Below are 10,637 nucleotides of genomic sequence, written 5' to 3' on the forward strand. Positions count from 1 at the left end.
AAAAGTGCCGCACGCCCCCTGGACACCACCCACCGGATGCGGGATAACAAGGTTCATACAGTATTCGTCGACTGTATGCAATGTACCGCGAGAGCGTTCCCACCCCCTACGAAGGGACAGGACTTCGCCATGCCCGACGACACCCAGGACGTCATTTCCGGTGGTCATCTCGTAGCCAAGGCGCTGAAGGCCGAGGGGGTCGACCGCATCTACACCCTGTGCGGCGGCCACATCATCGACATCTACGACGGCTGCGTCGACGAGGGCATCGAGGTCGTCGACGTCCGCCACGAGCAGGTCGCCGCCCACGCCGCGGACGGCTACGCCCGTATCACCGGCAAGCCCGGCTGCGCGGTCGTCACCGCGGGCCCCGGCACCACCGACGCCGTCACCGGCGTCGCCAACGCCTTCCGCGCCGAGTCGCCGATGCTCCTCATCGGCGGCCAAGGCGCCCTCACCCAGCACAAGATGGGGTCCCTGCAGGACCTGCCGCACGTCGACATGATGACGCCGATCACCAAGTTCGCCGCCGCCGTGCCGGACACGGCGCGGGCGGCGGACATGGTGTCGATGGCGTTCCGCGAGTGCTACCACGGCGCTCCCGGCCCCTCCTTCCTGGAGATCCCGCGCGATGTCCTCGACGCCAAGGTGCCGGTGAGCAAGGCACGCGTGCCCAAGCAGGGCGCCTACCGGGCCTCAACCCGCTCGGCGGGCGACCCGGAGGCCATCGAGAAGCTCGCCGACCTGCTGGTCCACGCCGAGAAGCCGGCCATCCTGCTCGGCGGCCAGGTGTGGACGACACGCGGCACCGAGGCGGCCATCGAGCTGGTGCGCACCCTCAACATCCCCGCCTACATGAACGGCGCGGGCCGCGGCACGCTGCCGCCCGGCGACCCGCACCACTTCCAGCTGTCGCGCCGGTACGCGTTCTCAGGCGCCGACGTCATCGTCATCGTCGGCACGCCCTTCGACTTCCGCATGGGCTACGGCAAGCGGCTGTCGCCGGACGCGACCGTCGTGCAGATCGACCTCGACTACCGCACCGTCGGCAAGAACCGCGACATCGACCTCGGGATCGTGGGCGATGCCGGGCTGGTGCTGAAGTCGGTGACCGACGCGGCCTCCGGGCGCGTCGACGGGGGCGCGTCCAAGCGCAAGGAGTGGCTCGACGAGCTGCGCGCGGCCGAGCAGACCGCCCTGGAGAAGCGGCTGCCCAGCCTGAAGTCGAACGCCTCGCCCATCCACCCGTACCGGCTGGTCAGCGAGATCAACGACTTCCTCACCGAGGACTCGATCTACATCGGCGACGGCGGTGACATCGTCACCTTCTCCGGTCAGGTCGTGCAGCCCAAGTCTCCGGGTCACTGGATGGACCCGGGTCCGCTGGGCACGCTCGGCGTCGGGGTGCCGTTCGTGCTCGCGGCCAAGCAGGCGCGGCCCGACAAGGAAGTCGTCGCACTCTTCGGCGACGGCGCGTTCTCCCTGACCGGATGGGACTTCGAGACTCTGGTCCGCTACGACCTCCCCTTCGTCGGCATCGTCGGCAACAACTCCTCCATGAACCAGATCCGCTACGGCCAGGCCCAGAAGTACGGCTTGGAGCGAGAACGGGTCGGCAACACGCTCGGTGACGTCCACTACGACAAGTTCGCGCAGATGCTGGGGGGTTACGGCGAGGAGGTCCGCGACCCCGCCGACATCGGTCCCGCTCTGCGGCGCGCCCGCGAATCAGGGAAGCCCTCGCTGATCAACGTCTGGGTCGACCCCGACGCGTACGCCCCCGGAACCATGAACCAGACCATGTACAAGTGAGGTGGCCACCATGACGGGTACGCCGACCAAGGCTCTCGCAGGCATCCGCGTCCTGGACATGACCCACGTCCAGTCCGGGCCCTCCGCGACCCAGCTGCTCGCCTGGCTCGGGGCGGACGTCGTCAAGCTGGAGGCGCCGACCGGTGACATCACGCGGCGGCAGCTGCGCGATCTCCCGGACGTCGACTCCCTCTACTTCACGATGCTCAACTGCAACAAGCGGAGCATCACCCTCAACACCAAGACCGAGCGCGGCAAGGAGATCCTCACCGAGTTGATCCGGCGTTCCGACGTCATGGTCGAGAACTTCGGCCCGGGCGCGGTCGACCGTATGGGCTTCACCTGGGACCGCATCCAGGAGATCAATCCATGTATCGTCTATGCCTCCATCAAGGGGTTCGGCGAGGGCCCGTACACCGGCTTCAAGGCGTACGAGGTCGTCGCGCAGGCCATGGGCGGGTCGATGTCGACCACCGGCTTCGAGGACGGACCGCCGCTGGCGACGGGGGCCCAGATCGGGGACTCGGGGACGGGCGTGCACGCCGTGGCGGGGATTCTCGCGGCGCTGTTCCAGCGCGAGAACACCGGGCGCGGGCAGCGGGTCAACGTGGCCATGCAGCACGCTGTGCTCAACCTCTGCCGGGTGAAGCTGCGCGATCAGCAGCGTCTGGCCCATGGCCCGCTCCGTGAATATCCCAACGACGACTTCGGCACGGAGGTTCCCAGGTCCGGGAACGCCTCCGGCGGCGGTCAGCCCGGCTGGGCGGTCAAGTGCGCGCCGGGCGGCCCGAACGACTACGTGTACGTGATCGTGCAGCCCGTCGGCTGGCAGCCGATCAGTCGGCTCATCGGCCGGCCGGAGCTCGCCGAGGACCCCGAGTGGGCGACGCCGCAGGCGCGGCTGCCCAAGCTGAACAAGATGTTCCAGCTGATCGAGGAGTGGTCCTCGACCCTGCCCAAGTGGGAGGTGCTGGAGCGGCTCAACGCCCACAACATCCCCTGTGGGCCGATTCTTTCGACCAGGGAGATCATCGAGGACCCCTCGCTGGTCGCCAACGAGATGGTCATCACGGTGCCGCACCCCGAGCGGGGCGAGTTCGTCACCGTGGGCAGTCCGCTCAAGCTCTCCGACTCCCCCGTCGAGGTCTCCAGTTCACCGCTGCTCGGCGAGCACAACGAAGAGGTCTACATCGGCGAGCTCGGCCTCGGCGACGAGGAAGTGCGCCTGCTCAAGTCGAACGGAGTGATCTGACGTGATGGCCGAAGACCGCGTCCTGCGGGTGCGGACGCTCCTCGACTCCGTTCGGGCCGAGGGACGCACCGCGCTGACCGCGCCCGAGGGCAAGGTGATCGCCGACGCCTACGGGATCGCCGTACCGGGTGAGGAGCTGGCGACGGACGTCGACGAGGCGGTGGCGTACGCGGCGCGCATCGGCGGGCCCGTCGTCATGAAGATCGTCTCGCCGGACATCCTGCACAAGACCGACGCGGGCGGCGTCATCGTGGGCGTCGAAGGACCGACGGACGTACGGGCCGCGTTCCACCGGATCGTCGACAACGCGCGCGCGTACGACGCGGACGCCCGGATCGAGGGCGTGCAGGTCCAGGAGCTGCTGCCCAAGGGGCAGGAGGTCATCGTCGGCGCGGTGACCGATCCGACGTTCGGGAAGGTCGTCGCCTTCGGGCTCGGCGGGGTGCTCGTCGAGGTCCTGAAGGACGTCACCTTCCGCCTCGCGCCCATCGGCGCCGACGAGGCGCTGTCCATGCTGGACTCGATCCGGTCGGCGGAGATCCTGCACGGCGTACGCGGGCAGGCAGGGGTGGACCGGTGGGCGATCGCCGAGCAGATCCGCCGCGTCTCCCAACTCGTGGCGGACTTCCCGGAGATCGCGGAGGTGGACCTCAACCCGGTGATCGCCACCTCGGAGGGGGCGGTGGCGGCCGACATCCGGGTGATCCTCTCCACCGCTGCCCCCAAGGAGCGCAGGCGTTACACGCGCGACGAGATCCTCACTTCCATGCGCCGGTTGATGCAGCCGTCGTCGGTCACTGTCATCGGGGCCTCCAACGAGCAGGGCAAGATCGGCAATTCGGTCATGCGCAACCTCATCGACGGTGGTTTCGCCGGGGACATCCACCCGGTGAACCCCAAGTCCGATGACATCCTGGGCCGCAAGGCTTACAAGAGTGTCACCGACGTTCCCGGTGAGGTGGATGTGGCGGTCTTCGCCATCCCCGCCAAGTTCGTGGCCTCGGCCCTGGAGGAGGTGGGACGCAAGGGGATCCCCAACGCCGTGCTCATCCCCTCCGGGTTCGCGGAGACCGGTGAGCACGAACTCCAGGCGGAGATCGTGGAGATCGCCGAGCGGCACGGCGTCCGGCTGCTCGGTCCGAACATCTACGGCTACTACTCGACGTGGCAGGACCTGTGCGCCACGTTCTGCACGCCGTACGACGTCAAGGGCGGCGTGGCACTGACCTCGCAGTCCGGGGGCATCGGAATGGCCATCCTGGGGTTCGCGCGGACCACCAGGACCGGCGTGTCCGCGATCGTGGGTCTGGGCAACAAGTCGGATCTCGACGAGGACGACCTGCTGACCTGGTTCGGCGAGGACCCGCACACCGAGTGCATCGCGATGCACCTGGAGGACCTCAAGGACGGGCGCGCCTTTGTCGAGGCGGCGCGGGCGACCGTACCGATCAAGCCGGTCGTGGTGCTGAAGGCGGGACGTACGGCCGCGGGCGCCAAGGCCGCCGGATCGCACACCGGCGCTTTGGCCGGCGACGACGCCGTGTACGACGACATCCTCAGGCAGGCCGGCGTCATCCGGGCGCCCGGTCTGAACGAGATGCTGGAGTACGCGCGCGCGTTGCCGGTGCTTCCCACTCCCGAGGGCGACAACATCGTCATCATCACCGGCGCCGGCGGCAGCGGGGTGCTGCTGTCGGACGCGGTCACCGACAACGGCCTGTCGCTGATGGAGATCCCGCCGGACCTGGACGAGGCCTTCCGGAAGTTCATCCCGCCCTTCGGGGCGGCGGGCAACCCGGTGGACATCACGGGCGGTGAGCCGCCGTCGACGTACGAGGCGACGATCCGGCTCGGCCTGGAGGATCCACGCATCCACGCGCTGGTCCTGGGCTACTGGCACACGATCGTCACTCCCCCGATGGTCTTCGCCGAGCTCACCGCGCGCGTGGTGGCCGAATTCCGGGAGCGGGGCATCGAGAAGCCGGTCGTCGCGTCGCTCGCGGGTGACGTGGAGGTGGAGGACGCCTGCCGGTACCTGTACGAGCAGGGGGTCGTGGCGTACCCGTACACGACCGAGCAGCCGGTGGCGGTGCTGGGCGCCAAGTACCGGTGGGCGCGGGCCGCGGGGTTGTTGGGGGGCGGTTCATGAAGTGAGGCAGCGGGGGGCCGGCCGACGATGCGCGTCGGCCGGCTCCGGGACCCGCGCGCGCACGAAAGGCATTGGACAGGGGGCGCTGGCCAGAACTTTCGACGCAAGGGGTGCAACCAACGTGACAACCACCGACGTACCACGGGTCGCCGCCTATCGCGAGGTGACCGACAAGAACGGACGCGTCTACCGCGTCGGCGAGTCCGACATCGACATCATGGGCCGCAAACGCAAGTGGATGGTGATCCTGCCGTGGATCGGCATGATGGGTATCTCCTCCGCCGAGTACGCGTTCGCGTCCGCCGAGGACACCCTGCACACGGCTCACCACTGGAACAGCATGCACATCTTCTGGATGATGACCGTCTGGGTCTTCTTCCAGGCCGCGGTGGCCTTCCCCGCGGGCAAACTGCGTGAGAGCGGCAAGCTGCCGGCCCGCTGGGCGATGATGCTCGGCGCGACGGGCACCTTGCTGGGCTATCTGTCGCTGGCCTTCGCACCGCACGTCGTCTTCGCCTACATCGGGTTCAGCATGTTCAGCGGCATGGGCGCGGGCATGGTGTACGCCACGTGCGTCAACATGGTGGGCAAGTGGTATCCGGAGCGCAAGGGCGGCAAGACGGGGTTCGTAAACGGTGGTTTCGCCTACGGCTCGGTGCCCTTCGTCTTCCTCTTCAACGGCTACATGGATCTGACCAACTTCCGCTGGGTGCTGGTGTCGGTGGGTGTGTTCCTGGCCGGGATCGTCGCGTTCTCCGGCTTCTTCTTCAAGGATCCGCCGAAGAACTGGTGGCCCTCCGCGATCGACCCGCTGAACCCGCCGAAGGACCCGCGCGCGGCCCGCTCGCTGCGGATGAACCCGCCGGCGGTCCGCCAGTACTCCCCCGTGGAAGCGTGGAAGACCGGCCGGGTGGCCCTGATGTGGTTCTGCCTGGCGTGCACGTCCGGTGTGAACATCTTCGGCATCGCCTTCCAGGTGGACATCGGCGAGGAGGCCGGCTTCGCCGGCGGCATCGTCGCCACGGCGATGTCCTTGAAGGCGATCGTCAACGGCACCGGCCGCGGTGTCATCGGCTGGCTCTCCGACTTGTACGGGCGCAAGCGGTGCCTGCTCGTCGTATGCGTGATCCTCGGCCTCTCCCAGTACGGCATCCTCTGGTCGGCCGAGGCCCAGAACCTTCCGCTGTTCCTGATCTTCTCCTCGATCTCCGGCTTCGGCGGCGGCGCCATCTTCCCGATGTTCGCGGCGCTCACCGCCGACTACTTCGGCGAGAACAACAACGCGTCCAACTACGGCATGGTCTACAGCGCCAAGCTCGTCTCCGGTCTGGGTGCCGGCATGGGTGCCGTGGTCGTCGGTGCCTGGGGGCACTCCGGTGCCTTCATCCTGGCCGGCTCCATCTCGCTGTTCGCCGGCTGCGTGGCTGTGTTCCTGACCCCTCCCGGGCGCGAGAAGGAAACACACCGCATCGCTCCCAACCCGCAACCGCTCGGCGAGGACACAGCCTGACGTGACGTCGGACGGTACGTCGAAAGATCGCGGCCTGAGATGAGGAGGCCCTCCCCCTGAGGGGAGGGCCTCCTCATCTCGGAGGGCGTGCGATCAGCATCTCGGAGGGCGTGCGATCAGCACTTCTCCCGCAGCGAGTGCAGGTGCTCACTCGAACGGCGTGCGAAGGTGAAGGACTCGCTCGGGTTGTCGTGCTCCGCCTGCCAGTGGTGGGCGAACCGGTGTCCGCGCAACCTGGTCACGGCCGAGATGAACCGCTGGTAGTCGATGTCTCCGTCGCCTACGTCGACCATGCGGTAGCCGTAGGTGTTCGCCGGGTCGCTCACGCCGTCCTTGACGTGGAAGAGCGGGTAGCGGTGCGGCTGCTTCAGTACGTAGTCCAGGGGCTCGAAGGGGGCGGAGGAACCGTCGGGCCGCTTGGAGAAGCGGAACTGGCCCGAGTACGCCCAGTAGATGTCCATCTCCAGGTAGACGAGGTCCGGGTCGGTCTCTCGGAGCAGGACGTCGTAGAGGCGGACCTTGGGGTTGTCGCTGGCGAAGGAGAACTCCTCGGAGTGGTTGTGCTGGTAGAACTTCATGCCCCGCGCCTTCGCCGCCGCCCCGTAGGTGTTGAACTCCTCGGCGGCACGCTTCCAGGCGTCCACGGTGGAACCGTAGCGGAACGGCCCGGACGCGGTCCCTATGTGCTTCAGGCCCAGTGCCTCGGCGTCGTCGAGGACCTTGGTGAGGTTCTGCGCGAAGGTGTAGGCGCCCGGGTCGTCGGAGTAGTAGCCGACGTGGCTGCCGATCGGGTTCAGGCCGTGGTCGCGTGCCAGGCGCTTGAGCCGGGCGAGGGTGATCGGGCCGGCCGAGCCCTGCGTGTAGCCGGCGAACTCGACCTCGTCGTAGCCGTACTTCTCCAGTTCGGCGAAGACGGCCGCGAAACCGAGCGTGGAGACCTTGTCGCGCAGGCTGTACAGCTGGATTCCGAGGCGGCCGGGCGGGAGGACGGGGCGGCCCCGGCCGGCGCCACGCGAGGCGGTGTCGGCCGCGGGGCCCGCGGTCGCGGAGGCGGCGGTCGCGGAAGCGGCGGTCGCGGGGGCCGCCGCCGCGCCCACCAGCGCGGCGGCCGTGGCACCCGCGGCCACGCCGAGCATGCCTCGTCTGCTGAGGCGGTGGGCGAGTTCGGGGTCGGGCTGGGAAAAGCGGCTCATTCCTGGAACTCCTTGGGATGGGGGGCCGTTGTCAGTGGTGAGTGCTCTACTGGTGACCAGTCGGAAGAGACGGGTCGACAGGGCCGGGCAGCAGACGTGTACCGGTCGTGACCGGTCAGCCGAGGCCGGCGAGTTGGAGCAGCAGTGACTTCACATCGGTGGCCGCGACACGGTCGCCGACAGCGCGGGGGGTGGAGCAGATGAGGAGCGGACCGTCGTCGTCGCTCGCAGGGAGGCGGCCGTGGCTGCCGCGAATAGGTGACGGGTCCAGGGGCACGACCGCCATGCGGTAACGCATGCCGAGTTTCTTGCGCGCCAGCGCGGTCGCGGCCTTGACCTTGACGTAGGGGTCGAGGGGATCCATGAAGAGCTCGACCGGGTCGTAGCCGGGTTTGCGGTGGATCTCGACGAGTCGCGCGAAGTCGGGCGCGCGGGCGTCGTCGAGCCAGTAGTAGTACGTGAACCAGGCGTCCGGCTCCGCGACGGCGATCAGTTCGCCGGAGCGCGGGTGGTCGAGATGGTGGGCCTTCTTGCCCTCGTCGTCGAGGAGTTGCTCGATCCCGGGCAGCCCCTCCAGGGCCGCTCGGGCCACGTCGAGGTCTTCCGGTCGGCGTACGTAGACATGGGCGATCTGGTGGTCGGCGACCGCGAAGGCGCGTGACGCCATCGGGTCCAGATACTCCATGCCGTCCTGGGTGTGCACCTCCAGCAGGCCTGCCCGCCGCAGGGCCCGGTTGATGTCGACGGGCCGGTGCACGCGGGTGATGCCGTACTCGGACAGCGCGACGACGGTCCGGCCCTCGGCGCGTGCGTCGTCCAGCAACGGGGCCAGTGCGGCGTCCAGTTCGGTCGCCGCCTTCAGTGAGCGCGGGTCGTCGGGGCCGAAGCGCTGCAGGTCGTAGTCGAGATGAGGGAGGTAGCACAGGGTCAGGTCGGGATGTCGGGTGCGGTTGACGTGCCGGGTCGCGTCGATGATCCAGCGGCTGGACACGAGGTCCGCGCCGGGGCCCCAGAAGTGGAAGAGCGGGAAGGTCCCGAATTTCTGGGTGAGTTCGTCGTGCAGGGCGGACGGGCGCGTGTAGCAGTCGGGTTCCTTGCGGCCATCGGAGTAGTAGATCGGACGGGGGGTGACGGTGATGTCGGTGTCGGCGCCCATGGCGTACCACCAGCAGATGTTGGCGACGGTGTAGCCCGGGTGGGCGCGGCGGGCGGCGTCCCACAGTTTGTCGCCGGCGACCAGTCCGTTGTGCTGGCGCCACAGGAGTACCTCGCCGAGGTCACGGAAGTACCAGCCGTTGCCGACGATGCCGTGCTCCGACGGATGGGTGCCGGTCAGGAAGGTGGACTGGGCCGCGCAGGTGACGGCGGGCAGCACGGTGCCGAGCGGCGCGTGGGAGCCGGTCCGGGCGAGGGTCCTGAGGTAAGGCATGTGGTCGAGGAGACGGGGGGTGAGGCCGACGACGTCGAGAACGAGGAGCGGGGTGGGGCCGTCGCCGGGATCCCTCCGGTGGGTGCTCATGGCAGCTCCTTAAGACCCAGGTCGGTCAACAGATCGCGGGCGAGGGTGAGTTCGGCGGCGATGCCGTCGGTCAGCTGATGGCGGCCCCGGGGGCGCAGTTCGGGCGGCAGGGCCTGCCAGGTGTAGGTCTCCACCTCCAGGTGGGTGGTGAGCGGGTGCGGGCCGCCGACGAGCCGGGTCAGTGCGGCCTTGAGGACGGCGAGGGTGGAGGTGAGGGGTGCGGCGGGAGCCGCGTGGAGCGGGACGTGGAAGTGGGCGCGCCACGGGGAGGCGTCGGGCAGGGTGTCGGCCTTGAGCGCCTCGCCGAGGTCGTCGGTGCCGTGCAGGCCGGCGGCGGTGGAGCTCCCTCCCGCTCGGTCGGGGTGCGTGGGGGAGGTCCGGGTCTGGTGCAGGAAGCGGGGTTCGTCGAAGGCAGCCAGTGCCTCGCGGACCTCGGGAAGGTGAGGCTGTTCGGCGTGCAGGGCGGCTGAGAGCTGGGACTTGACGACGGGGACGCGGGCTTCGGTGAGCGCGTCCAGGGCGGTGTGCGGGTCTTCGAAGGAGGTGGCGAGGTGGCAGGTGTCGACGCAGATGCCGATGCGGTCGTGGCCGATCGCGGTGAGGGGGGCGATGGCGTCGCCGGTGGTCTCGACGACGCACCCGGGTTCGGGTTCGAGGCCGACGCGGATGTCGCGTCCGGTCAGATCCTGCAGGGCGTCGAGGCGTTCGGCGAGGGTGCGCAGGGCGGTGCGGGCGGTGTCCGCGCGGCCGTCGTCACAGGCGGTGCGCCAGGCGAGGGGCAGGGTGGAGATGCTGCCCCGGGTGACGTCGTCGGGGAGGAGTTGGGCGAGGACGCGGGCCAGGGCGGTCGTGTGGTCGAGGCGTTCGGGGTCGGCCCAGTCGGGCTTGTAGACGCGGTACTTGACCTCTTCGGCACCGAAACCCTCATAGGGGAAGCCGTTGAGGGTGACGACCTCCAGGCCGCGCCGGTCGAGCTCGCTGCGCAGGCCGCGCAGAGCGGAGGGGTCGGAGACGAGGGCGTGCGCGGCGTCCCTGGCGAGCCACAGGCCGATGCCGAGGCGGTCGCGGCCGAGGCGCCTGCGGACGGGTTCGCAGTGGTCGCGGAGTTGGGCGAGGACACCGTGGAGGGTCTCGGCCGGGTGGACGTTGGTGCAGTAGGCGAGGTGGACGGTGGAGCCGTCGGGGTGGCGGAAGCGCATGGC

At 69.0% G+C, this 10,637-nt stretch carries 7 protein-coding genes; 4 read left to right on the plus strand and 3 right to left on the minus strand.

The annotated features are described in order from the left end of the window. Nucleotides 1-129: 129 nt before the first annotated feature. The 4 genes from ACFYNL_RS28455 (at nucleotide 130) to ACFYNL_RS28470 (ending at nucleotide 6,723) form a co-directional block, all read left to right on the plus strand. Nucleotides 130-1,812, plus strand: a complete 1,683-nt coding sequence (locus tag ACFYNL_RS28455) for a thiamine pyrophosphate-binding protein (RefSeq protein WP_388808021.1) — start codon at nucleotides 130-132, stop codon at nucleotides 1,810-1,812. 10 nt (nucleotides 1,813-1,822) lie between these two features. Next, nucleotides 1,823-3,064 (plus strand): formyl-CoA transferase, encoded by a 1,242-nt coding sequence (frc, locus tag ACFYNL_RS28460; RefSeq protein ID WP_388808022.1) that lies wholly within the window; start codon nucleotides 1,823-1,825, stop codon nucleotides 3,062-3,064. A gap of 4 nt (nucleotides 3,065-3,068) precedes the next feature. After that, entirely contained in the window at nucleotides 3,069-5,213 is a 2,145-nt protein-coding gene (locus tag ACFYNL_RS28465; RefSeq protein WP_388809059.1) for an acetate--CoA ligase family protein, read from the plus strand. Nucleotides 5,214-5,334: 121 nt separating this feature from the next. Then, the gene (locus tag ACFYNL_RS28470) at nucleotides 5,335-6,723 is read left to right on the plus strand and encodes an OFA family MFS transporter (protein ID WP_388808024.1); all 1,389 of its coding nucleotides are present in this window, start codon (nucleotides 5,335-5,337) and stop codon (nucleotides 6,721-6,723) included. Nucleotides 6,724-6,839: 116 nt separating this feature from the next. Here the strand turns inward: ACFYNL_RS28470 and ACFYNL_RS28475 are convergent, their stop codons facing one another. The 3 genes from ACFYNL_RS28475 to eboE all read right to left on the minus strand — a co-directional run bounded on the left by ACFYNL_RS28475 (nucleotide 6,840) and on the right by eboE (nucleotide 10,634). Then, the gene (locus ACFYNL_RS28475; RefSeq protein WP_388808025.1) at nucleotides 6,840-7,916 is read right to left on the minus strand and encodes a sugar phosphate isomerase/epimerase family protein; all 1,077 of its coding nucleotides are present in this window, start codon (nucleotides 7,914-7,916) and stop codon (nucleotides 6,840-6,842) included. A 115-nt stretch (nucleotides 7,917-8,031) separates the two neighbouring features. Further along, nucleotides 8,032-9,435 carry an alkaline phosphatase family protein gene (locus ACFYNL_RS28480; RefSeq protein ID WP_388808026.1) on the minus strand — a complete coding sequence of 468 codons (1,404 nt, stop codon included), beginning with the start codon at nucleotides 9,433-9,435 and terminating at the stop codon, nucleotides 8,032-8,034. After that, complete coding sequence (gene eboE / locus ACFYNL_RS28485; protein WP_388808027.1) at nucleotides 9,432-10,634, minus strand: metabolite traffic protein EboE; 1,203 nt, start codon at nucleotides 10,632-10,634, stop codon at nucleotides 9,432-9,434. The genes ACFYNL_RS28480 and eboE overlap by 4 nt, the downstream gene beginning before the upstream one ends. Nucleotides 10,635-10,637 lie beyond the last annotated feature (3 nt).

It is taken from the genome of Streptomyces sp. NPDC007808 (assembly GCF_042868655.1).
Taxonomy (GTDB): domain Bacteria; phylum Actinomycetota; class Actinomycetes; order Streptomycetales; family Streptomycetaceae; genus Streptomyces.

Excerpts from the sequence above, each read along its gene's own strand:
- ACFYNL_RS28455 (WP_388808021.1), top strand. The coding sequence starts at position 130 with ATGCCCGACGACACCCAGGACGTCATTTCCGGTGGTCATCTCGTAGCC.
- frc (WP_388808022.1), top strand. The coding sequence starts at position 1,823 with ATGACGGGTACGCCGACCAAGGCTCTCGCAGGCATCCGCGTCCTGGAC.
- ACFYNL_RS28465 (WP_388809059.1), top strand. The coding sequence starts at position 3,069 with ATGGCCGAAGACCGCGTCCTGCGGGTGCGGACGCTCCTCGACTCCGTT.
- ACFYNL_RS28475 (WP_388808025.1), bottom strand. The coding sequence starts at position 7,916 with ATGAGCCGCTTTTCCCAGCCCGACCCCGAACTCGCCCACCGCCTCAGC.
- ACFYNL_RS28480 (WP_388808026.1), bottom strand. The coding sequence starts at position 9,435 with ATGAGCACCCACCGGAGGGATCCCGGCGACGGCCCCACCCCGCTCCTC.
- eboE (WP_388808027.1), bottom strand. The coding sequence starts at position 10,634 with ATGCGCTTCCGCCACCCCGACGGCTCCACCGTCCACCTCGCCTACTGC.